Annotated in this window: 21 protein-coding genes; 2 read left to right on the top strand and 19 right to left on the bottom strand. The window is 72.1% G+C overall.

The genetic code is table 11. From position 1 onward, the window contains the following. Positions 1-54: 54 nt before the first annotated feature. The 19 genes from ACYVKX_RS12370 to ACYVKX_RS12280 all read right to left on the bottom strand — a co-directional run bounded on the left by ACYVKX_RS12370 (position 55) and on the right by ACYVKX_RS12280 (position 20,459). The gene (locus ACYVKX_RS12370) at positions 55-489 is read right to left on the bottom strand and encodes an NAD(P)(+) transhydrogenase (Re/Si-specific) subunit beta (protein ID WP_460832642.1); all 435 of its coding nucleotides are present in this window, start codon (positions 487-489) and stop codon (positions 55-57) included. Between the two features lie 9 nt (positions 490-498). Beyond that, positions 499-2,091, bottom strand: coding sequence for a Re/Si-specific NAD(P)(+) transhydrogenase subunit alpha (locus ACYVKX_RS12365; RefSeq protein ID WP_460832639.1), 1,593 nt, complete (start codon positions 2,089-2,091; stop codon positions 499-501). Next, on the bottom strand, positions 2,081-3,244 hold the full coding sequence (locus tag ACYVKX_RS12360; RefSeq protein WP_460832636.1) for a CaiB/BaiF CoA transferase family protein: 1,164 nt from the start codon (positions 3,242-3,244) through the stop codon (positions 2,081-2,083). The genes ACYVKX_RS12365 and ACYVKX_RS12360 overlap by 11 nt, the downstream gene beginning before the upstream one ends. After that, a complete protein-coding gene (locus ACYVKX_RS12355) occupies positions 3,241-4,218 on the bottom strand; it encodes an acyl-CoA dehydrogenase family protein (protein WP_460832634.1) in 978 nt (325 codons plus the stop codon). Before ACYVKX_RS12355 ends, ACYVKX_RS12360 begins: the two co-directional genes overlap by 4 nt. Next, positions 4,215-4,994, bottom strand: a complete 780-nt coding sequence (locus tag ACYVKX_RS12350; protein ID WP_460832631.1) for an enoyl-CoA hydratase-related protein — start codon at positions 4,992-4,994, stop codon at positions 4,215-4,217. Before ACYVKX_RS12350 ends, ACYVKX_RS12355 begins: the two co-directional genes overlap by 4 nt. After that, entirely contained in the window at positions 4,991-5,851 is an 861-nt protein-coding gene (locus ACYVKX_RS12345) for a 3-hydroxyacyl-CoA dehydrogenase family protein (protein WP_460832629.1), read from the bottom strand. Before ACYVKX_RS12345 ends, ACYVKX_RS12350 begins: the two co-directional genes overlap by 4 nt. A 22-nt stretch (positions 5,852-5,873) precedes the next feature. Beyond that, the gene (locus ACYVKX_RS12340; protein WP_460832627.1) at positions 5,874-6,752 is read right to left on the bottom strand and encodes a 3-hydroxyacyl-CoA dehydrogenase family protein; all 879 of its coding nucleotides are present in this window, start codon (positions 6,750-6,752) and stop codon (positions 5,874-5,876) included. A 27-nt stretch (positions 6,753-6,779) separates the two neighbouring features. Further along, a complete protein-coding gene (locus ACYVKX_RS12335) occupies positions 6,780-8,015 on the bottom strand; it encodes an acyl-CoA dehydrogenase family protein (RefSeq protein ID WP_460832625.1) in 1,236 nt (411 codons plus the stop codon). After that, the gene (locus ACYVKX_RS12330; RefSeq protein ID WP_460832623.1) at positions 8,012-8,809 is read right to left on the bottom strand and encodes an enoyl-CoA hydratase/isomerase family protein; all 798 of its coding nucleotides are present in this window, start codon (positions 8,807-8,809) and stop codon (positions 8,012-8,014) included. Before ACYVKX_RS12330 ends, ACYVKX_RS12335 begins: the two co-directional genes overlap by 4 nt. After that, complete coding sequence (locus tag ACYVKX_RS12325; RefSeq protein ID WP_460832621.1) at positions 8,809-9,987, bottom strand: CaiB/BaiF CoA transferase family protein; 1,179 nt, start codon at positions 9,985-9,987, stop codon at positions 8,809-8,811. The genes ACYVKX_RS12330 and ACYVKX_RS12325 overlap by 1 nt, the downstream gene beginning before the upstream one ends. A gap of 45 nt (positions 9,988-10,032) precedes the next feature. Next, positions 10,033-10,743, bottom strand: coding sequence for a FadR/GntR family transcriptional regulator (locus ACYVKX_RS12320; protein WP_460832619.1), 711 nt, complete (start codon positions 10,741-10,743; stop codon positions 10,033-10,035). A gap of 45 nt (positions 10,744-10,788) precedes the next feature. Beyond that, complete coding sequence (locus tag ACYVKX_RS12315; RefSeq protein ID WP_460832617.1) at positions 10,789-11,631, bottom strand: MurR/RpiR family transcriptional regulator; 843 nt, start codon at positions 11,629-11,631, stop codon at positions 10,789-10,791. Positions 11,632-11,665: 34 nt separating this feature from the next. After that, positions 11,666-12,358 (bottom strand): NADPH-dependent F420 reductase, encoded by a 693-nt coding sequence (npdG, locus tag ACYVKX_RS12310; RefSeq protein ID WP_460832615.1) that lies wholly within the window; start codon positions 12,356-12,358, stop codon positions 11,666-11,668. Continuing rightward, on the bottom strand, positions 12,355-13,503 hold the full coding sequence (locus ACYVKX_RS12305) for a thiolase family protein (protein WP_460832613.1): 1,149 nt from the start codon (positions 13,501-13,503) through the stop codon (positions 12,355-12,357). The genes npdG and ACYVKX_RS12305 overlap by 4 nt, the downstream gene beginning before the upstream one ends. Positions 13,504-13,537: 34 nt before the next feature. Then, positions 13,538-14,689: an acyl-CoA dehydrogenase family protein gene (locus tag ACYVKX_RS12300; protein WP_460832611.1), complete on the bottom strand. Its 1,152-nt coding sequence runs from the start codon at positions 14,687-14,689 to the stop codon at positions 13,538-13,540. Next, positions 14,686-18,207 (bottom strand): indolepyruvate ferredoxin oxidoreductase family protein, encoded by a 3,522-nt coding sequence (locus ACYVKX_RS12295; RefSeq protein ID WP_460832609.1) that lies wholly within the window; start codon positions 18,205-18,207, stop codon positions 14,686-14,688. The genes ACYVKX_RS12300 and ACYVKX_RS12295 overlap by 4 nt, the downstream gene beginning before the upstream one ends. 71 nt (positions 18,208-18,278) lie before the next feature. After that, positions 18,279-18,734, bottom strand: a complete 456-nt coding sequence (locus ACYVKX_RS12290) for a nuclear transport factor 2 family protein (RefSeq protein WP_460832607.1) — start codon at positions 18,732-18,734, stop codon at positions 18,279-18,281. Then, complete coding sequence (locus ACYVKX_RS12285; protein WP_460832605.1) at positions 18,727-19,500, bottom strand: hypothetical protein; 774 nt, start codon at positions 19,498-19,500, stop codon at positions 18,727-18,729. Before ACYVKX_RS12285 ends, ACYVKX_RS12290 begins: the two co-directional genes overlap by 8 nt. Next, entirely contained in the window at positions 19,497-20,459 is a 963-nt protein-coding gene (locus tag ACYVKX_RS12280) for an LLM class flavin-dependent oxidoreductase (RefSeq protein WP_460832603.1), read from the bottom strand. Before ACYVKX_RS12280 ends, ACYVKX_RS12285 begins: the two co-directional genes overlap by 4 nt. 150 nt (positions 20,460-20,609) lie before the next feature. On the opposite strand from ACYVKX_RS12280, the gene ACYVKX_RS12275 reads away from it, so the two are divergent. Both ACYVKX_RS12275 and ACYVKX_RS12270 read left to right on the top strand, forming a co-directional pair. After that, positions 20,610-21,770: a pyridoxal phosphate-dependent aminotransferase gene (locus tag ACYVKX_RS12275; protein ID WP_460832601.1), complete on the top strand. Its 1,161-nt coding sequence runs from the start codon at positions 20,610-20,612 to the stop codon at positions 21,768-21,770. Further along, complete coding sequence (locus ACYVKX_RS12270) at positions 21,767-22,636, top strand: TIGR03619 family F420-dependent LLM class oxidoreductase (RefSeq protein ID WP_460832598.1); 870 nt, start codon at positions 21,767-21,769, stop codon at positions 22,634-22,636. Before ACYVKX_RS12275 ends, ACYVKX_RS12270 begins: the two co-directional genes overlap by 4 nt.

Raw genomic sequence — 22,636 nt, 5'->3', positions numbered from 1 at the left:
GACTCACCCGAGACTGACAGCGTTAACCGGCCAACAGTCCACCACGGACGGAAATTAGCCGGATAATGCACCGATAAAGACCCCGATGAAGACCTCGGCGTGGAAGATGCCCAGCAGCGCTCCGTCGTACGACCCGGCGCCGCGCTCGACCTCCAGGTAGCCGTTCCAGCCGACTAGCACGGCCGCCAGGCCGACGAAGCTGTGCAGCAGCGCGATCAGCTCGGGCATGCCGGTCATCTCGACGACACGGGCACGCCACAGTCCGATCACGCCACCGACGGCGACCGCGAGCACCAGGAGGAGGATCGACAGACCGTCGCCGACGTTCGCGACGAGCCCCACCGTGGCAGCCAGGGCGATCGACATCCCGGCGATGCCGAAGACGACACCTCGCCGGGAGGACTCGTGACGAGACAGCCCTGCCAGGCTGAGGATGAACAGCAAGGAAGCGACGATGTACGCCGCGACGGCAATGCTCTCCGCGCTCATGGGAGGTGGTCAGCCTTTCGAGAACATGCCGAGCATGCGTCGGGTGACGGCGAAGCCGCCGAAGACGTTGATGCTGGCGAGGAGGATCGCGACGACGGACAGGGAACGGATGAGGGCGTCGTCGTGGGCGATCTGCAGCATTGCACCCACGACGATGATCCCCGAGATCGCGTTGGTCACCGACATCAGGGGCGTGTGCAGCGCATGGTGCACCTTGCCAATCACGTAGTAGCCCACCACCACGGCGAGCATGAGCACGGTGACGTGCTCCGGCAGCGGGGCGGGCGCGAAGGCGTTGACGAGGAACAAGGTCGCGACACCCGCGGCCATGAGCACGGTCCGGCGCACGCGTCGGGAGAGCGCCGGGGCAGGCGGCGATGGCGTAGGAGGTGCAGCGACCGGAGCCGGCGGAGCTGCCGAGACCTGGAGGGGCGGTGGCGGCCAGGTGACCTCACCGTCCTTGACGACGGTCACCGCCCGCTGGACGGCGTCCTCCAGGTCGAGGAGCAGGTGGCCGTCCTTGCCGGGGGTGAGTAGCGCGAGCAGGTTGACCAGGTTGGTGCCGTAGAGCTGCGAGGCCTGCGTGGGCAGGCGGCCGGCCAGGTCCGTGTAGCCGATGACGGTCACACCGTTCTCGGTGACGACGACGTCCCCGGGGCGCGTGCCGGCGACGTTCCCGCCCTGGGCGGCGGCCATGTCGACGACGACGCTCCCCGGCTTCATGCGGGCCAGGACGGCCTCGGTGATGAGTCGCGGTGCGGGCCGGCCGGGGATCAGCGCGGTGGTGATGATGATGTCCGCCTCGGCTGCCTGCTCCGAGTAGATCTCGGCGGCGCGCCGGTCGTACGCCTCCGACGTGGCGCGGGCGTACCCATCGGTGCCCTGCTCCACCTCGACGTCGACCGGGAGATACTCGCCGCCGATCGACTTGACTTGGTCGGCCACCTCGGGCCGGGGGTCGGTCGCCCGGACCACCGCACCCAGGCTGCTGGCGGCGCCGATGGCGGCGAGCCCCGCCACCCCCGCGCCGGCCACGAGGACCTTGGCCGGCGGTACCTTGCCCGCCGCGGTGACCTGCCCCGTGAAGAAGCGCCCGAACGCGTGCGCCGCCTCGACGACCGCCCGGTAGCCGGCGATGTTGGCCATCGAGCTGAGCACGTCCATGGACTGGGCCCGGGAGATCCGGGGCACGGCGTCGAGCGCGAGGGCGGTGAGCCCGCGCGCGGCCAGCTTCTCCAGCAGGTCGGGTGCGAGAGCCGGGCTGAGCAGGCTGACCAGGGACGCGCCGGACCGCAGCATCGCGATCTCGGCGTCGGTGGGCGCGTTGATCTTCAGCACGACGTCGGCGGCCCAGGCGTCCGCGCGCGCACCGATCCGGGCACCCGCCTCGGCGTAGGCGGCGTCGGAGAACTGGGCGTCGGCCCCGGCCCCGCCCTCGACGACCACGTCGTACCCGAGCGCGGCCAGGCGTCGGACGGTGTCGGGCGTGGCCGCGACCCTGCGCTCCCCCGTCAGTTGCTCGGCGACGACCCCGACCAACTGGCGGTCGACCCCGACCGCCTCGGTCGGCTCGGCCTCTCGTACCTCAGGCTCAGGCTCCATGCGACGACGTCTCCTCTGAGCTGGGTTCGGCCTCGGACCAGAGCGCTGCGGAGGCGACCGGTGTCGGCGACTCCGGTGCGGCTTCTGTCCACGGCGGACGCCGGAGGCCGTCGTCGACGATGCTGTGCAAGCCCGCGACGACGGTGCCGCTGGCGCTGACGAGGTAGGGATGGTCCACCACGACGAGCCCCGCCTCGACGGCCTCGGCGAAGGACGCGACGACGCTCACGCAGACGTCCTCGTCGCCGAGCAGGTCCTGCCACTCGGCGGCGGTCCTGCTGGCGAAGATCCGCTGCAGAGCCGCGATCACCGGGGCCAGGGCGGTCGTCCGTGCCGCCAGCTCCGGGTCCAGGCCCACCAGCTCGGTGAGCCGGGCCCAGAACTTGTCCTCGAGCGCGGCGACGGCGAGGTGCCGCCCGTCGGCGGTGGCGTAGATGCGGTACCGGGGGCTGCCGCCGGTCAGCAGCTCCTGCGAACGCTCCGGCCAGCCGCCTCCCCCCTGGTGGGTGGCGACGTAGCCGTACGCCAGCACCTGCAGGTTGTGCGTCATCGAGATGTCGAGGTATGCACCCCGGCCGGTGCGGTCCCGACGCCGCAGCGCGAGCAGGATGTTGACGAGGGCGGGGTAGGTGCCGCCCGCGAGGTCGGCGATCACGGTCGGCGGCAGCGTCGGGCTGTGGTCGGCGCCCCCGACAGTGCCCAGCAGCCCGGACTCAGCGAGGTAGTTCAGGTCGTGGGCAGCACGGCCGCGCTGCCGGGACGCCTGCCCGTAGCCGGAGATCGAGCAGTAGACGACGCCGGGATTGCGCTCGCGCACGGCGTCGTAGCCGAGGCCGAGCCGGTCGGCGACCCCCGGGCGGAACTGCTCGAGCACGATGTCGGAGCGCGCGGCCAGGTCGAGGACCGCCGCGAGGTCAGCGGGGTCCTTGAGGTCGGCCGTCACCACGTTCTTGCCGCGGTTCAGCAGCGCGTAGTTGGCACTGACCGCTCCGAGGCGGGGCCGGTAGCCGCGCATCTCGTCGCCGGCGCCCGGGCGCTCGACCTTGACCACGGAGGCACCGGCCTCGTGCAGCGCCAGAGTGGTCATCGGACCGGGCAGCAGGGTCGAGAGATCGAGGACCCGGAGGCCGTCGAGCGGCAGGTCGTCGTTCATGCCATCGCCCCCGCCAGGCTGCGCGCAATCGCGCCAGCCGGGGACCAGGCTCGCAGTGACACGGCGTCTCGCAGCAGTCGCTCGGCGGGGTACTCGGCGAGGTAGCCGTAGCCCCCGTGGCACTGGAGCGCGTCGGCACACACGTCGATTGCCCGCTCCCCGGCGTCGAGGGCCGCCTCGACCACCTCGGCCAGCGTGAAACTGCCCGCGGACAGCACGTCGCCCCACGCCTGACCGGCAACCCGCGCCTGGCCGTCGAGGGACGCCCGGACCGTAGGCAGGTCCGCGATCGGCCCGCCGAACTGCACCCGGCCCGCGGCATAGGACGTCGCCTGCGCGGCTGCGGCCGTCGCCACCCCGGCTGCGGCCGCCAGGGCGCCCACCGCCAGCAGGCGTCGTACGACGCCGGTGTCGACGCCGTCGAGCGGCTCGGAGTCCTGAGGCCCCGCCGGGAGGAGCAGGGTCCGCCCTCCGTCGAAGCCGGTCGTCGGCAGCTCGCGCGCCGTGCCGTCAGGACGGATCACCGCCGCCGCACCGCCCTGCAGGACGACCACCAGGCCGAGGTCGCCGACCAGATCCACCCGCGTCCCCTCGTGGGCGGCGCCGTCGGGGTCGAGCCGGTGTCCTGCCTCGACCGCCGCCGCGCCGAGATCGCCGGCGACGATCGCGGCGAGTTGGTCCGACCGTGCCGGGTCGCCCGCGAGCGCGCCCGCCGCCGCGTGCGCCTGCACGAGGGAGACGGCGAGAGCGGCACTCCGGCTCGCGACCCGGGCGACGACGAGGCCGAGCATCGCCTCGTCGGCGCCGCCGCCCCCGGCACTCTCGGGGATCCCCAGCGACCAGAGGCCGGCGTCGGCCAGCGCCCGCCGGGTCTGCACGACCGCGGCTGCGGTCAGGGGCTGCGGCAGGTCGCCGATCACCTCGTCGACCAGGGCGAGGAGGTCGCCCTGGTCGGTGTCGCGGGTCGTCCTCACGACCAGAACCGTTCCGGATCCGGCGCCCGGCGCTCGCCGAAGGCGGCGTTCGTCTCGTGGGCCTCGTCGGTCGTCAGGTAGAGCGTCAGCAGCTGATCGTGCGCCAGGCGCGCCTGCCCGGAGACACCGTTGTGCCGCGCGGAGAAGGCCGTCTTGAGCGCACCGATGGCCATCGGGGAGCGCGAGGCGATCTCGCGCGCCACCTCGGCGGCGCGCTCCATCAGCTCCTCCGGCTCCACCACGTCGTTGACCAGGCCCATCGCGAGCGCCTGCTCGGCGGAGTACTTGCGATTGAGGTACCACATCTCCTTGGCCCGCTTCCGGCCGATCGTGTCCTCGAGGTACCAGGTCCCGTAGCCGGCGTCGAAGCTGCCGACCATCGGACCCACCTGGCGGAACACCGCGGTGCGGGACGCGACCGTGAGGTCGCAGACGGTGTGCAGGACGTTGCCGCCGCCGACCGCGAAGCCGTTCACCGCGGCGACCACGGGCTTCGTGACCGTGTCGATCGCCTGGTAGACGTCGATGATCGGGATCACCTGCGACTGGTCGAGGCTCGTCGCGTGGTCGTGCTCGCCGCCGATGCAGAAGAACTTGTCGCCGGCGCCGGTCAGGACCGCCGCCCGCAGCGCGGGGTCGAGCCGGAACCGCTGGAGCGCGTCCACGAGCTCGAGGCAGGTCTGGGCCCGGAGCTTGTTGCCGGCGTCCTGCCGGTCGATGGTGAGCGTCAGGACGGGCCCGTCCTGCGCGACGTGGATGTCGTCGTACTCGGTCATGCCTTCTCCCCCGTTCGGAAGCCCTCGCCGGACTTGTTGCCGAGCCGGCCGGCGGCCACCATCTGGTGCAGCAGCGGCGGTACGGCGTACGCCGGGTCGAGCGTCGCAGCGTAGGCGCTACCCGTCGCGTGCCGGTGGACGTCGAGGCCGATCATGTCGAGCAGCTCGAGCGGCCCGAGCTTGTAGCCGAGGCCCAGCTTCAGCGCCACGTCGATGTCCTCGGCCGTGGCGAGCTCGTCGTCGTAGGCCTGGACCACGTCGTTGAGGTAGGGCATCAACAGGTGGTTGACCAGGAACCCGGGTCGGTCCTTGACCACGACCGGGTCCTTGCCGAGCGACTGCACGAAGGCCTCGAGCCCGGTCACGACCGACTGGTCGGTGCGGACCGCGCGCACCACCTCGATCACCTTCATCAGCGGGGCCGGATTGAAGAAGTGGAGCCCGGCGAAGCGACCCGGCTCGCGGACCGACGTGGACAGGTCCGTGACCGAGAGCGCCGAGGTGTTGGTGACCACCACGGCGTCGGTCGAGACCACCTCGTCGACCGCGCGGAACAGCTCGGCCTTCGCGTCCCGCTGTTCGGTGATCGCCTCGATGACCAGGTCGGCGTCGGCGAGATCGGCGACGGTCAGGGTGCCGGTGATCCGGCCCAGCACCGCGTCGCGCTCCTCGGGGCTCGTCTTGCCCCGGGCAACGCCTTTCTCGAGGAAGTCCTCGACGAACCGGCGACCGGCGGCGACGCGGCCCTGCTCGGACTCGAGCACGGTGACCCGGACCCCGGACTGGGCGACCAGCTGCGCGATCCCGGCTCCCATGGTGCCGAAGCCGAGGACGGCGACGTGGGCGAACTCAGGCATGTCGTACCTCTCCCTGGATCTCTCAGGACCCGAACAGCGTGGTGTCGTCGTAGATGTAGAAGCCGCGCCCGGTCTTGCGACCGAGGTCGCCGGCGGCGACCATCCGCTCGACGAGTGGCGGCGGGAAGAACCGTGGCTCACGCAGCTGCTCGTAGAGCCGCGTCGCGACCTGCTGGTGGATATCGAGCCCGACGATGTCGAGCAGCCGGAACGGGCCCATCGGGTGGCCCAGCGCGCCGGTCACCGCCGTGTCGATGGACTCCTTGGTGCCGAGCCCGGACTCCAGTGCGGCGATGCACCGGTTCTCCCAGGGGATGAGGAAACGGTTGACGATGAACCCGGGCCGGTCCTTGGTGATCACGGTGGTCTTGCCCACCGTCTCCAGGAACTCGATGGTCCGGGCACGCGCCGCAGGGCTGGTGTGCAGCCCGTCGGCGACCTCGACCAGCTTCATCAGCGGGGCCGGGTTGCAGTAGTGGGTGCCGACCACTCGCTCCGGGTGGCGGGACCCCGAGGCGATCGCCGTGACCGAGAGCGTGGAGGTGTTCGTGTGGAGCAGAGTGTCCTCGGCGACGACGTCGTCGAGCCGGGCGAACAGGTCCTTCTTCAGCTGCAGGTCCTCGTAGACCGCCTCGATCACGACGCTGCTTCCCGCCAGGTCGCCGAGGTCGGTGGTCCCGGACAGGTTCTGCTTGGCCGCGGCCGCCTGGTCCTCGGTGAGCTTTCCGAGCTGCGCACTGCGGGTCAAGAACCCCTCGACCGTCGCGAGACCGCGCGCGAGACCCTCCTGGTCGACGTCGTACAGCAGCGTACGGAGTCCCGCGCGTGCCGAGACGGTCGCGATGCCCGATCCCATGGTTCCGGCGCCGACGACGGCGACCGTCCTCCCCTGGTCGACCATGTGCTCGATGTCCTTTCTGCTGGGCTGTCAGTCGGCCGATGGGGCCGAAGCGGTCCGCATGCGGGTCGCCGTGTCGCGGCCGATGAGGAGTCGCTGCACCTCGTTGGTGCCGTCGTAGATCTGGGTGACCTTCGCGTCGCGCAGGCAGCGCTCGACCTCGAGCGACCGGATGTCGCCGTACGGCCCGAGGATGCGGACCGCCTCGACGCCGGCGCGGAAGCCAAGGTCGGTGCACTGCTGCTTCATGACACCGACGTGGGCGGTGTCCGCGTCGCCGGTCTGGTCGATCTGCCGCGCGGTCGCCCACAGCAGCAGCCGGGCCTGGAGGATGCGGCCGCGCAGATCCGCCATCGCGAACGTGGTCTCCGCGGGCCAGGCCGGGCCGTGGAGGGCGTTGAGGACGTGCGCCGCACGGGCGTAGGCCGCACGCGCCAGGCCGACGCCCTGCGCGGCGGCGCTCACCCGCGACTTCACGACCGACCTCATGACGATCGCCCAGCCGCCGCCCTCGTCGCCCAGCCGGCTCCCGACAGGCACCGCGACCCGGTCGAGGAAGAGCTCTGCCGTGGTGGAGCCGTGCATGCCCAACTTGTCGAACGGGCGCCCGCGGGTCAGCCCCGGCGCCGCGCCGTCGAGGGCGAACGCCGTGATGCCGCGCCGGCCGAGCGAGCGGTCCACGGTCGCGAACAGGACCACGACGTCGGCGCGGTCGCCGCTCGTGATGAACGTCTTCGAGCCGGTGATCTCGTACGCGTCGCCGGCGCGCACCGCGGTGGTGCGCAGCCCCGAGACGTCGCTGCCGGCGTCGGGCTCGGTGATCCCCAGGGCGCCGATGACCGTGCCGTCGGCGAGGCCGGGCACGTAGCGCTCGCGGACCTCGGGCGACCCCGCCGTCATGATCGGGTACGCCGCATGCATCTGGGTCATGAACACCAGGCTGGTCGCGGCGCACGCCGCGGCGATCTCCTCCATCGCGACCGCGTAGGCGACGTGGCTGTCCCCGGACCCGCCGAGGTCGCACGGCACCAGGATGCCCAGCAGTCCGGCGCGCGCGATCGCGGCGATGCTCCCCTCGACGAACCGGTGCTCGCGGTCGGCGACCTCCGCACCCGGGGCCACGTCCGTGGCGCACAGCTCGCGAAGCGTGCGCCGGACCTCCATCTCGCGGGGCGAGAGGAGCCCGTCGGCGACCGACTCGTCGAGCACGTCGTGCAACGCGACGTACCCCACGGGGTCGGCCGCCAGGCCGGTCAGGCCGGTCATGCCGAGGGAGCCGTCCGCGGAGCGAACTGCGCGGGCCGCTTCTGCAGGAACGCACTGATGCCCTCGCCCGCCTCGGTGCCGATCGTCGCGAGGGCGGCCAGCGACGTCTCCTGGGCAAGAGCGCTGTCCAGCGCCTGGCCCTCGCCGGAGCGCACCGCCTGCAGGATGGCGGAGACGGCACGCGGACCCTTCGACGCGATCGAGTCGGCGATCGCGCGGGCCTCGTCGAACAGCCGCTCGGGTGCGACCGGAGGGACCGGGCTCAGCCCGAGCTGGTAGGCCCGGTCGGCCGTGAGCCGCTCCCCCGTCAGCATCACGTGGAGGGCGGCGGCCGACCCGATGCGCCGCGGCAGCCGCTGCGTGCCGCCGTACCCCGGGATCAGGCCGAGCCCGGACTCAGGCAGGCCGAGGGCCGCCTTCGTCGACAGCACGGGGAAGGTGCAGGCGAGGACCAGCTCGAAGCCGCCGCCGAGGGCGAGCCCGTTGACCGCGGCGATGACCGGGATCGGACCCGTCTCGAGCGACCGGAAGGTCGCCTGCCCCTCCGCGATGGCGGCCGGAGCCACATCGGCGGTGTGCCGGGAGATCTCGTCGAGGTCGGCCCCGGCGCTGAACGCGCGGTCGCCCACACCGGTGATGACGACCACCCGGCACCCGGGATCGACCGCCAGGCTGCGGTACGCCGCACGCAGTCCGCCGAGCACGCCGGAGTTCAGGGCGTTGAAGACCGCGGGCCGGTTGATGGTGATCACCGCGATCGGGCCACGCTCCACGAGGACGGGGTCGTCGGACATCAGGATCTCCCTCGCGCGTTCGTCTCCGGTGCCGGCAGCCCTGCCAGCACCTCATCGGTGTGTTCTCCGAGGCCGGGGTGGTGTCGTACGGTCGGCGGCTCGGTCGACAGCAGCCGGAACGGTGCGTGCACGCCGACCAGCCTCTCCTCGCCGGGGGTGGGCAGCAGTGCCCCGCGCGCCACGACCTGCGGGTCGATGACGACCTCGCCGAGGCTCTGCACGATCGAGGCGGGCACGTCGGCGGCCGCGAGGGTCGCGAGCCAGTCGGCGGACGAGCGGGTGCGCAGCGCCTCCTGGACCTTCTCGGCCAGCTCGGTCCGCCGCGCCCGTCGAGCGGCGTTGCCGGCCAGCCCCGGGTCGCTGCCGAGCTCCGGCAGGCCGATGGCGTCGCAGAAGCGGCGCCACATCGCGTCGGTGCCGATCGCGACGACCAGGTCGCGGTCGGCGGTCGCGAAGGTCTGGTAGACCGCCAGCACTGAGTCCGTACCGCCCGACGGCGCGGGCTCGGGCTCGCCGGCGAGGAACGACGCGAGGCGCGGAGCCATCAGCGCGAGGTCGGAGTCGAGCAGCGACACGTCGATGACGTCGCCCCGGCCGTGCGTGCCGCGGCCGACCAGGGCGGCGGCGATGGCGAGCGCCGCGCACATGCCGGTGACGACGTCCGAGAGTGCCGTCGACACGCGCTGCGGCGGGCCGCCCCGCGTCCCGGTGACCGACATCAGGCCCGAGCGCGCCTGGGCGGCCAGGTCGTAGCCCGGCAGGCTGCTCGCCGGGCCGTCGGCACCGAAGCCGGAGATGCCGCAGTACACGAGGCGCGGGTTGAGCTCGGTCAGCCGGTCGGCCCCCAGGTCCATCCGCTCGACCTTGGCGGGGTTGAGGTTGTGCAGGAAGACGTCGGCCTCGGCGATCAACGCGACCAGCGCATCGGCGCCGTCGGGGGTCCGGAGGTCGAGGCAGACCGAGCGCTTGCCGCGGTTGGCCGAGGCGAACCACGCCGACTCGCCGTCCACGAACGGCGGGCCCCAGCTGCGCGCGTCGTCACCGCCGGGCTTCTCCACCTTGATCACGTCCGCCCCGAGGTCGGCGAGGTACATCGAGCACGTCGGCCCGGCGTACGACGTCGAAAGGTCGATCACCCGCATCCCGGCCAGCGGTGGAGACGGTGGGGCGGCAGCCATGGCTCCATAATGTCGGACATTTACTGAACCTGCAACAGTCCGACATTAAGTACCCTCAGCGGACGGCGCACTGTGCCGGCGGAGGTACTCGAGGTGCTCGATGATCGCGGCCTCGCCCCCGTCGGGGTCCCGGTCGGCGATCGCCGTCAGGATGTTGCGGTGCTGCCGCACGGTCTGCCGGCCGACCTCCGGCGTGAGGGCCAGATAGTGGACCGGCTCGGTCTCGTGGTGCAGCGCCTCGACCAGCGCCGACAGCACCCGATTGCCGCTCGCCTGGGCGATGAGGGAGTGGAACTCCTCGTCGAGCTTCGGCACCTCCGGGTCGTCGACCGTGGCGGCGGTCTGCCGCTCGACGATGGTGGCCAGCTGCTGGAGATGCTCGTCGGTGCGGTTGACCGCCGCCAGCCGGACCGACGGCACCTCGAGGTACTGCCGGACCAGGGAGACCTCGGTGAACTGGATGCTGCCCAGCTCGAGCAGGTTGCGCATCGAGTCGATAATCACGGTGCCCAGCGAGCGGTGGTCGATGGTCCGCACGAAGTTGCCGCCGCGCGCACCAGGCACCTTGGCGATCAGGTGCTGGGTCGTCAGCGACCGCAGCGCCTCGCGCAGCGTGGTGCGGCTGACCGCGAACTGACGGGCCAGCTCCGCCTCGGGCGGCAGCATGTCACCGCTCTTGAGCTCGCCCGACATGATCGCCGCACGGATGCCCTCCTCGACCTGCTGGCGTGGCCGGAGCACCTTGCTTCCGATCACCTTCGGATCAGCCGGATCCTTCATCGTGCTCCGTCCCTCGGGTCGTCACCAGTTGATGAAGGAGTCCAGCTCACGCCACGACCCCTCCGCCTGTCCGAGCCGCTCGGAGGCCGGGCCGCCCACCTTCACACCGACGGTCGTCACGAGGAGGTTGCACAGCGCCAGCGTGCCGACGTTGCTCTCGAAGGCGCCGCGGGTCTCCGTCGACACGAGCATGACCGCATCGGCGAGCGGCACGATCGGCGAGACGGCGCTGTCGGTGACAAGGGCCGTCCACACGCCTGCCGAGCGCGCCTGCTGGGCGGCACGGACGACCCACCGGTCGTAGGGCCGCACCGAGAACACGATCATCACGTCGCTGCTCCGCAGGCGCGCCAGGTTGCGTCCGATGACGACGTCGTTGCCGTCCAGGAGCCAGACCTCGTCACGCAGCGCGTAGAGGTTCGTCATGAACTCGCGGGCCACGCCGGCCGCCGCCTCGCCCGCGACCACCACGAGGCGACGGTCCAGGTCGGCCATCGCGTCCGCCACCTGACCGAGGACCTCCGGATCGACGTTCTGCAGGGTCTGGTAGACGTTGAGCGTCTCCGCGGCGGCGATGTCGCTGAGGGACTCGTCGAGCGCGATGTGCTTGATCCGCGCGGACGGCGGCTCGAGGTCGCGCGAGAGCTCCTGCTGGACCGCGGCCTGCAGCGAGCTGAACCCGTCGAACCCGATCTTCACCGCCAGCCTCAGGATCGTCGACGCGCCCACACCGGCTACGGCCGCGTTCTCGGCGACGGTGCCGAACGCCACCCGCTGACGATCGGAGAGCAGCGCATCCGCCGCCTGCCGCTCGGCCGCGGTGAGGCTGGAGCTCACCTCGGCGATGCGGTCGGCGACTGTCATGGCGAACACCCTAGAGCGCCACGCCCGCGCGGGTTCACCTCGACGGCGACGGAAGACCAGTGATCGCGACGCCCGCATGGGTCTTGTTGCGGATGTTGATGCCGATCAGGACGGCGGTGATGCCCTCGACCAGGCGGCTCATCTCGAGCCTGCCGGCGTCGACGACCTGGAGGCCGTCGATGCGTCCGAGCACCGAGGCGACGTACGCCTTGTCGGCCGCGACGTCGCCACACAGCAGCGTCGCCTGGTCCAGCGGGTACGCCAGGTCCTCCAGCAGCGCCGCGCTGAGCGTGTGGAGGCCGGACACCAGTCCGACGCCCGCCGGGATCGCCGCCGCGGCCTGCTGCGCCGCCGAGCCGTGCCAGAGCCCGACCACCTGGGTCGGGCCGCCGCCGACCGCGGGCGCGAGCGGCACGGTCGTGTCCAGCACGACCTGGCCCTCGCGGAGCGCCGGCGCGATCGACTTCAGGGTCGAGACCTGTGAGGACAGCGGTACGGCGAGCACCACCAGTCGCTCCGCAGCGGTGACGGCCTCGCCGTTGACGAGCCCCATGACGTCCGCGCCCAGGACGTCGGCCCGGAGCCGGTCTGCTGCCTGCACAGCGCGCTCGGCGTCCCGCGAGCCGATCGCGAGGGACACACCGGCTGCCGCCAGCCGGACCGCCGCGCCGTACCCGAGTGCTCCGGTACCGCCGACGACGGCGACCCGCCCCTCCGTTCCCGTCACAGTGCCTCCAGCAGCGTCGCGTTCGCCTGGCCGCCGCCCTCGCACATCGTCTGCAGGCCGTAGCGCTGGCCGCTGTCGCGCAGGTGGTGGACCAGGGTGGTCATCAGCCGGGCGCCGCTGGCGCCGAGCGGGTGGCCGAGTGCGATCGCTCCGCCGAGGGGGTTGACCCGGTCCTGGTCGACGTCGAACTCCGCGCACCAGGCGAGCACGACGCTCGCGAAGGCCTCGTTGACCTCGAACGCGCCGATGTCCGTGAGCGACAGGCCGCTGCGCTCGAGCAGCCGTCGCGTCGCGGGGATCGGCCCGGTGAGCATCGGCATCGGTGGTGACCCGACGACGATGCTGGTGTGGACGCGGGCGAGGGGGCGAAGTCCGAGCTGCGCTGCTCGCTCCGAGGTGGTGATGAGCAGGGCGGCGGCGCCGTCGCTGATCTGCGAGGCGTTGCCCGCGGTGACCACGCCGTCCTCGCGGAAGGCGGACCGGAGCGAGGCCAACTGCTCGATCGAGGTGGACCGCCGGACGCCCTCGTCGACGGCGGCCCGGTCGCCCGAGCCGAGGTCGACGGCGACGGTCTGCGCGCCGAACGCACCCGCGTCGATGGCCGCCGCCGCGCGCGCGTGCGACCGGAGGCTGTACTCGTCGAGGTCGGTGCGGCCGATCCCCCACTCCCGGGCGATCTGCTCGGCGCCCACGCCCTGGTGGGGCGCCTCGGGCCCGTAGCGGGCCACGTAGCGCGGCCCGAACGGCGTGCCCCCGACCTCGCCGGCGGAGCCCATCGGGACGCGGGTCATGCTCTCGACGCCGCCGGCCACCACGACGTCGTAGTGCCCGGCGATGACGCCGGCTGCCGCGAAGCTGATCGCCTGCTGCGACGACCCGCATTGCCGATCGACGGTGGTGCCCGGCACCGACTCGGGCCACCCGGCCGACAGGACCGCAGTCCGCGCGATGTCGAAGCTCTGCTCGCCGACCTGACTGACGCATCCCCAGACGACGTCCTCGACCAGCGCGGGGTCGATCCCGGTCCGGTCCACGATCGCGCCGAGAGTGGTCGCCGACAGGTCCGCCGGATGGACCTCGGCGAGCATCCCGCCCCGTCGGCCGACCGGCGTCCGGACGGCCTCCACGATCACTGCATCCCTCATCGACATGTCTCCTCTAGCCCGGTGGGCTGTCCAGTCACAGCCCGGCCGACCGGGCGATGACTTCCTTCATGACCTCGGTGGCGCCGCCGTAGATGCGGGACACGCGGCCGTCGGTCCACGCGCGGGCGATGGCGTACTCCTGCATGTAGCCGTAGCCGCCGTGCAGCTGGACGCAGCGGTCCAGCACCCGGCCCTGCAACTCGGTGGTCCACCACTTCGCCTTCGCGGCGTCGACGGCGTCGAGCTCGCCGGCGTTGAGGTCGAGCACGCACTGGTCGACGAACGTCTGCGCGATGTCCACCTCGGTGATGAGCTCGGCGAGGGCCAGCTTGGTGCCCTGGAGCGACCCGATCGTGGCCCCGAACGCCTTGCGGCCCTTGACGTAGTCGAGGGTCAGGTCCAGCGCCGCGCCCGCCTCGGCCACGGCGGTGACCGCGATGGACATCCGCTCCTGGGGCAGCTTCCGCATCAGCTGCTGGAAGCCGGTCCCCTCCTCGCCGAGCAGGTTCGCCACCGGCACGCGCACGTCGGAGAAGGAGAGTTCGGCGGTGTCCTGGGCGTGGAGGCCCACCTTGTGCAGGTTGCGTCCGCGCTCGAAGCCCTCCATGCCGCGTTCGATCACGAGCAGGCTGACCCCCTTGTGCCGATCGGGCCCGGTGCGCACGACGGTCATCACGAGGTCGGCGTGGATGCCGTTGGTGATGAAGGTCTTGGCACCGTTGACGACGTAGCAGTCCGCGCCAGGCTCGCGGACCGCACTGGTGCGGATACCGGCCAGGTCGGAGCCCGCACCCGGCTCCGTCATCCCGACGGCCGTGATGAGCTCGCCCGTGACCAGCTGCGGTAGCCATCTCTCCTTCTGCTCGTCGTTGGTGCAGCTGAGGAAGTAGGGCAGGCAGGTGTCGTTGTGCAGACCCATGCCCATCCCCGACCCGAGGACGCCCGCGTAGGAGATCTGCTCGGCGATGACCTGGTTGAACCGGAAGTCGTCGATGCCCGCGCCGCCGTACTCCTCGGGCACCGCCATGGCCAGGAAGCCCTGCTCGCCGGCGGTGGTGAAGAGCGAGCGCGGCGTCTGCTGCGCCTCCGACCACTGCTCCGCGAACGGCACGACCTCGCGATCGAGGAAGGCACGGTACGCCGCCGCGAAGTCGAGGTGCTCCTGCTCGTAGTGCCGGCGTCTCATGCTGCCTCGCCCTTCTGGTCGTAGTCGGAGATCGCCCGGGCGAGCTCGGTCCGGTAGGTCTCGGCCGAGGTGGCCTTGACGGACTCGTAGCCGCGGACCAGGTCGGGGAGGCCCGCGATGTGCACCGCGACGTCGAATCGCTCAGCCGAGAGCCGAGCGGCGATGTCGGCCAGCACGCTCTCGAACTCCGCGATCAGGTCGCGCTCGAGGCGCCTGGTCTCGGTGCGCCCGAACGGGTCTAGCCGGGTGCCGCGCAGGCGGCGCATGCGCGCCAGCGTCAGGTACGCCGGCGTGAACCAGCGGCCGAGGCTGAGCTTGCGGTCGAGACCGCGGTCCCGCAGCACCGGTGGGTGCAGCTGCCAGGCGAAGGAGACGTCGTCGCCGAATCGGGCGCGGATGTCCTCCGCGACCGCGGGGTCGAGGCTCAGCCGGGCCACCTCGTACTCGTCCTTGTAGGCCATCAGCTTGAACAGCGAGGCCGCCGCAGCGTCGGTGAATGCGTGGCTCCCGGGCCGGAGCGCGGCCTCTGCGCGGGACACGGACTCGATCGTGCGCAGGTAGCGCGCGGCGTACGCCGCATCCTGGTAGTCGACGAGCTCGCCCGCCCGGACGGACACCAGCTCGCGACTGCCCTCGACGACCTCGACTCCGGCGAGATCGTGCCGACGCCGGGTCGGCGTCGAGCGGACCCGCTCGGCCGGCAGCAGCCGCTCGACCTCCCGGCGGCGCGAGACCCAGAGCCGGCCCAGCCGGAAGGCGTCCACGTTCGCCTGCACTGCCACCCCGTTGAGCGAGATCGCGCGCTCGATCGCCGCCGCGGCCATCGGAAGGCCCCCACGCTGGTACGCGACGCCGATCAGGAAGATGTTCCCGCCGGCCGCGCTGCCGAGCAGCCCGGCGGTGATCCGCTCGACGTCGACCCAGACGACCCGGTCCGGACCCAGCCGCTCCTCGAGCTGCTGCCGGAAGCCTTCCTCGTCCGGCCACTCCCGGCGGACGTCGGAGACCATGGCGCCGGTGGGCGTCCGCGCGGTCGACACCACCGCACGGGTGCGTCCGGGCGACATCGACGCCATCGTCGCCTCGGCGCCCGTGACGAGGACGTCGAAGCCGAGGACCAAGTCGGCCGACTCGGCGCCCGCCTTGTTGGCACCGCTGGCCTCGCCGCGCGTCATCGTCAGGTCGGAGATCACCGGACCCGCCTTCTGGCTGAGCCCGGTCTGGTCGAGGCCGGAACTCACCAGCCCGTCGAGCAGCGCGGCCGTCCCCAGGATCTGGCTCGCGGTGACGACACCGGTGCCGCCGATGCCCGGCATCCGGACGGTGTAGCCGTCGGCGCCCACCTCCGGGAGGACGACGTCGTCGAGCTGCGAGGCGAGCAGGGCGGCGACGCGGTCGTCACGACGCCTGGCCCGGCGCTCCTGCCGGGCTCGCGCCTTCGCGGGTAGGCGCACCTTCACGAACGACGGGCAGTCGCCGTGGAGGCAGGAGAAGTCGAGGTTGCACGAGTCCTGGTTGATCTGGGTCTTGCGGCCGTACTCGGTCTCGACCGGCTCGACCGAGAGGCAGTTCGACTTCGCCCCGCAGTCCCCGCAGCCCTCGCACACGCGCTCGTTGATGTAGATCCGCTCCGACGGGGTCGGGATCTTCTTGCGCTTGCGGTCGCGCCGGTTCTCCGCCGCGCACCGCTGGTCGTGGATCAGCACGGTGACGCCGTCGACCGTGCGCAGCGTCTCCTGGGCCTCGATCATCCGCGACCGGTCCCATACCTCGACACCGCGCGGCAGCCGGACGCGGCGGTAGCGGCTGCGGTCGTCGGTGGTGATCAGGACACGGCGAACGCCCTGGCGCAGGAGCACCTCGACCAGGGCCGGCACCGGGAGCGCGTTGCTCTCCGAGGGCTGCTGCCCGCCGGTCATCGCGATCGCGTCGTTGTAGAGGATCTTGTAGGTGATGTGCGAGCCCGCCGCGATCGCCGCCTGGACCGCCAGCTGCCCCGAGTGGAAGTACGTGCCGTCGCCGATGTTCTGGAACATGTGGTCGGACTCGACGTACGGCGCGATGCCGATCCACTGCGAGCCCTCGGCACCCATGTGCGTCATCGAGGAGGTCTTGCCGGTGATCTCGGGCTCCATGAACTGCGCCATGGAGTGGCAGCCGATGCCGCCGCCGACGAGCGCGTCGTCGGGGACGCGCGTGCTGGTGTTGTGGGGGCAGCCGGAGCAGAAGTACGGCGCACGCGCTGCCCCGATGACCGGGAGCAGCGCTCGCTCGGGCCGCGGTGGGCGCAGGCGCTGCGCGTCGATCCGCTGCTCCATCCGGGAGCGCAGCCTGGGGAGCAGCGTGTCCGCGTCGAGCGCTCCGCGCATCGGCAGCAGCGCGGCTCCCCGCTCGTCCGCGCGACCGACGACGACCGGCTGCTGGGCCGTGCCGTACAGCGCCTCACGGACGGCGGACTCGACGAACGCGCGCTTCTCCTCGATGACGAAGATCTCCGAGAGCCCGTGGGCGAACTCCCGGATCGTGCGCGGGTCGAGCGGATAGGGCTGGCGGACGTTGAGTACCCGGATCCCGAGCGCGGCCGCCTGCTCGAGTGTGAGCCCGAGCTTCCCGAGCGCGGTGACGAGCTCCGCGTGCTGGTGCCCGACCGCGACCAGGCCGAGCCAGGCGTCCGGCGTGCTGGCGGTGACCGGGTTCAAGCCGTTGAGGTAGCCGTAGGCCCGCGCCATCTCCACGCGCGGCCCCGAGACCTCCTCCTCGACGTCGATCGACCAGGGCGGGCACGGGATCGCGCTGAGGGTCGGGACGAAGGGCCGCCCGCGCCACTCGAGCTCCGGCACGACGATGGCCGGCGCCCCGCCGACGACAATCGAACGGGTGCCGTCGGCCACGCTCGTCACGATCCGCACGCCGGTCCACAGGCCGCTGAGTCGCGACATCGCGACCGCGTGCGGGCCGAGCTCCAGGATCTCGCCCACGTGGCCGGGGACCAGCGTCGGGACACCGAGGTCGCGCAGCGTCTGCTCCGAGGAGTTCGGGATGCTCGACGACTTGCAGGCCGGGTCGTCGCCCACGAAGGCGACGACGCCGCCGTTGCGCGAGGTCCCGATGTACTGGGCGTGCCGGATGGCGTCGCTCGCGCGGTCGAGGCCCGGCCCCTTGCCGTACCAGACCCCGACGACTCCGTCGTGGGTCGCGTCCGGGAAGGTCATCGCGGCCTGGGATCCCCACACGGCCGTCGCTGCCAGCTCCTCGTTGTGCCCCGGCACATGGGTGACCCCGCGCTCGCGCACGAGTGCGCTGTTGCGCGCCAGCTCGAGGTCGAGCCCTCCGAGCGGGCTGCCCGGGTAGCCCGAGACGAACGCCTCGGTGCGCAACGAGCCGGCGGCGTCCCGCGCGAGCTGGTCGAGGATCAGCCGGACCATCGCCTGGGTGCCGCTGAGGAACACCGCCTCCCCGACCGCGCGGTACTTCGACAACAGGTCGTAGTCGTGCTCGAGAGCGAGCTCGGTCGCCATACTCTGCCGTTCCTGCCTTTCCTCCCGGACCGCTGCGGTCCGGATCGGGCGGCCGTGGCCGCCGGTGTCCGTCAGCGGATCCGCTCGGTGAGCCAGGGCTCGGCGCCCTCGGTGACAGGACCGCGCCAGTAGCGGAAGTAGCGGTAGGCGAAGCGCCACTGCCCGTCGACCTTGACGATGTCGTCGACGTAGTAGCCCTGGAAGGTCATGTGGAACGTCGACCCGTCCATGCCCGGGCCCATCGCCATGGAGCGGACCTCGACGCGCTCGGTCGTGCCCGTGAAGACGTGGTTGGTGATCCAGTGCTGGGAGTTGATCGGACCGTCCGACGCACGGGACTTCGCGCCCATCCGGGCGACCTCGGCGGGCCCGTGGTAGACGCCGCTGGCGCCGTCGAAGACGCCGTCCTCGGCGAAGAGCGCGCCGGCGTCCTCGGGCCGGTTCATCTCCAGCGCCCAGTTGTAGCGGGCGAACAGCTCGAGGATCTCCAGACGATCCTGGGTGGTCAGCTCGAGGGGCTCAGTCATCGGCGTTCTCCTTGTCGGGTGTGGAGCGGGGCCAGGGGGCGGGGAGGTCGACCTCGGCGACGACGCGCGGGAACGCGACCATCGCCGAGTCGGGTACGACGTACCGGACGAGGTCGGCGAAGGCCTGCTCGCGCGACGTGCCGCATGGGAGGGTCACCAGGCAGTGCGTAGCGCCGGCGTCGCGGCAGCGCGCCGCCGCGGCGCGGTCCTGCTCGAGGTCGCCGGTGAGCTGCAGCTCGACGGGCGCGACCGGCCCGGTCCCGACCCGCTCGGGCACTTGGGCAACCGGGGTCACCCTGTCGACGCGCGGGAGCCCGTGCTCCGACCAGAGCGGCACGACCAGCTGCGTGGGCGGCGGCGTGACCAGGAGCCACTCGGGGGCCTGGTGCTCGGGCAACCGCCCGGGGACCCGCCACCAGGTGCCGTCGAACGTGAACGGCCGTTGCGACCCGGCGAGCACGCAGACCTGCAGCTCCTCGCGGAGCCGGTCCTCCGGGACGTCGCTCGCAGCGAAGAGCGCGACCGCCCGACCACCGGAGATGTTGTCGAGGACGTTCAGCTCCTCCACGAGCGTCACCGGGTTCTCGAGCCCCAGCTCCAGCCGGACCACCACCCGGACGTCCCGGGTGTCGACGGCCACCGCTGCGGCGGCCGCCGCCTCGGCGCCGGGCGGCGCGCTGACGACGACGAAGCCGAGGCCTGCGGCGTCGGCGCGCCGGGCCCACGCCGCGTGGTCCCCGTCGGGGAGCTCCAGACCGAATCTCACGCCGGCACCTCTTCCGTCAGCACGGGGAGTACCTGCTCGGCGAGTCGGTGCAGCTGCTCCCGAACGGCCGTCGGCGGCGCGCCCTCCAGCTTCATCCGCAGGACCGTGACCCCGACACCCGCCTCGGCGAGCTCGGCGAGGCCGTCGACAACCAGGGACGCGGACCCCACCAGCGAGGTGCGCACGACGTCGTCGGCGGCCTCCTGGAACTGCTTCGCGAAGTCGATCGTTCCGGCGTTCTCGGTGGCGGCGATGGCATAGCCGAGACCCTGGTAGAGCACGTAGCTCGACCGGACCCAGCTCTCGGCGGCTGCCCGTTCGCCCTCGTCCTCGCAGATCCACACGTTCCGCAGGGCGGCCACCTTCGGCGGCGTGCCGCCCGGCCGGCCTCCCTCCTCCCAGCCCGCCGTGTGGAGTGCCACCAGGTCGGAGACGTGCGCCACCGACATCGATCCCGGGAGGAACAGGCCGAGGCCGAGCTCACCGGCGCGCCGGACGCTCTTCTCGGCCTGCGCACCCATCCAGATCCGCACCGACCCCGACGCGACCCGGGATCTGAGCACCTCGACCGACGCCAGGTGCCGGGCCAGGCGGGTCTTCCGACTGACGGACTTCCCGTCGAACTCCGCATCGCGGTAGCCGATGCTCAGCCCGAGCTCGAGCCGTGGTCCGTGCGCCTCGACCAGCGAGGTCACCGCGGACGCCACCCGGTCGCCGTCCTGGTAGGGCAGCAGCAGCACGCCGGTGCCGAAACGCAGCGTCTCGGTCGCCGCCAGCACCGCACCGGCGGCCGTCAGCAGTGCCGGGCAGTACCCGTCGTAGTAGAAGTGGTGCTCGGACATCCACAGCGCGTCGAAGCCGAGGGCCTCGACCAGGCGCGCCTCGTCCACCAGTTCGCGGTACGCCGCCGCGTGGTGCCGCGGCGCCAGCGCGGTCGCCTGACCGGTCCACAGACCCACACCCAGCTCCACAGGTCACCTCCAGGCGATCGCCCACCCATTTCTGGAACGAACATACCAGTTTTTTTAGATCTTGGAGCATCTTTGCCTTAGACTTCACGCACTCACTCGCGGAGGACGGAAGAAGACATGCAGCTGAACCCTGTGGCGGTGAACCTCCCCCCTTCGGGGATCCGGGAGATCGTCAACCGCGTGTTCGCCATCGGATCCGATCGCCTGCTCCGGCTCGAGATCGGCGAGCCCGACTTCGCGCCGCCCCCTCATGTGGTCGCGGCGGCGCACGCGGCGGCGGACGAGCCCGTCCTGTACACGCCGAGCGTCGGCATCCTCCCGCTTCGGGAGGCCCTCGCGGCGCGCCTCACCGACCGGGTGGGGATGCCCTACGACCCGTGGCAGGTGGTGGTCAGCCAGGGCGCGATCCAGGGGATCGCAGCGTGCTTCCACGCGATCCTCACGCCCGGTGACGACGTGCTCATCCCAGACCCCGGCTACCCGAACTACGCAATGCTGGCCACCATGGTCGGCGCGCGCAACGTCCCCTACTCATTGCTGCCCGAGCACGAGTTCGCGCCGCAGGTCGAGGAGCTCGAGCGCCTGGTCACCCCGCGGACCCGGATGATCGTGATCAACTCGCCGGGGAACCCGACCGGGGCCGTGTGGCCTGCGGAGACCGTGCGCGCCGTGGTCGAGTTCGCGGCCGCGCGCGGCATCTGGGTCCTCTCCGACGAGGTCTACGACGACCTCATCTTCGAGGGCGAGCCCGCGCACGCGGCGAGGTACGCCCCGGACCATGTGATCGGCGTGTACAGCTTCTCGAAGACCTTCGCGATGACGGGGTACCGGACCGGCTACCTCGCCTGCCCGCGCCCGCTCGCCGACGTGCTCCTGGTGCTCCAGGAGCCGCTGATCTCGTGCTGCTCGGCGATCAGCCAGAAGGCGGCGCTCGCCGCGATCACCGGGCCGTGGGACACAGTGGAGGACATGCGGACCACGTACGCGCGCCGCCGCGACCTCACTCATGGCCTCCTGCAGGAGGCCGGCTTCGATGTCGTCCGTCCCCGCGGCGCCTTCTACCAGATGGTCCCGCTCGCCCCCGGCGTCGACGGCCGCCTCGCCGCTCTGGACCTCGTCGAGCGTGGACTCGCCGTCGCTCCTGGGACGGCCTTCGGGAGCACGGCCCGTTCCTCTATCCGGCTCTCGCTCGCCTCCGACGAGTCCACGATCCGCCGTGGCGTGGAGCTGCTGGCCCAGTGGTGCATCGAGACCGGTCACGGTGCCCGGCTCGGCGAGCTCGCCCTGGACCCGGCATGATCCGCGTCGGCGTCAAGGTCCCCAACGACGGAGACCTGCCCGCCACCCTCGGCCTCGGGTCGATGGCCCGGCGGGCGGAGGAGGCGGGCTTCGCCAGCGTCTGGACCACCGACCATGTGCTCCAGCCGATGGTCGTGGACTCGCCCTATCCCTTCACCAGCGACGCCCGTCCGGAGTGGGTGCCCACCACCCCGTGGTTCGACTCCCTGATCGCCCTCGCGGTGATGGCCGAGTCGACCTCCCGCGTCGAGCTCGGCCTGGGAGTGCTGGTCGCGGCGCTGCGGGACCCGGTGATCACGGCCAAGCAACTCGCCAGCATCGACGCGCTCGCAGGCGGCCGCGTCATCTGCGGGGTCGGCGCGGGCTGGATGGCCGAGGAGTACGCCGCGCTGGACATCGACTTCGCCTCGCGGGGCAAGCGCCTCGAGGAGTGGGTCGCGGTGGCCCGGGCGGTGTGGACCGGTCAGCCGGGCGTCATCGACGGCGCCTTCTACCGGCTGCCGGTCGACGCGGCGACGTACCCGGTCCCCGCGCGCGACCTCCCCGTCCTCGTCGGCGGACTGAACCCGGTGGCGCTGCGGCGAGCCGGCCGGCTCGGGGGCTGGGTCGGCCATGTGGTGTTCCCGGACTTCGACCGGGACCGGCTCGCCCAGCAGGTCGAGGCCGTCGCCCAGTCGGCGGACCGCAGCGGCGCCGGTCGGCCCCGGATCACCACGCGCATCGGCGGCTCGGCCGATCGGCCCGCCGACGTAGCCCGGGTCCTCCCGGAGTTGGCGGGCCTCGGGGTCGACGACGTCATCGTCGACGTCGCGTGGACCGACCCCGACGGTCCCGAGCGCGCCGGGGCGGCGTACTTCGGAGGATGA

The organism is Nocardioides hungaricus, from assembly GCF_054782915.1.
Note: the sequence above shows the minus strand (reverse complement) of the source record. Positions and strands in the feature narration are given on the sequence as shown.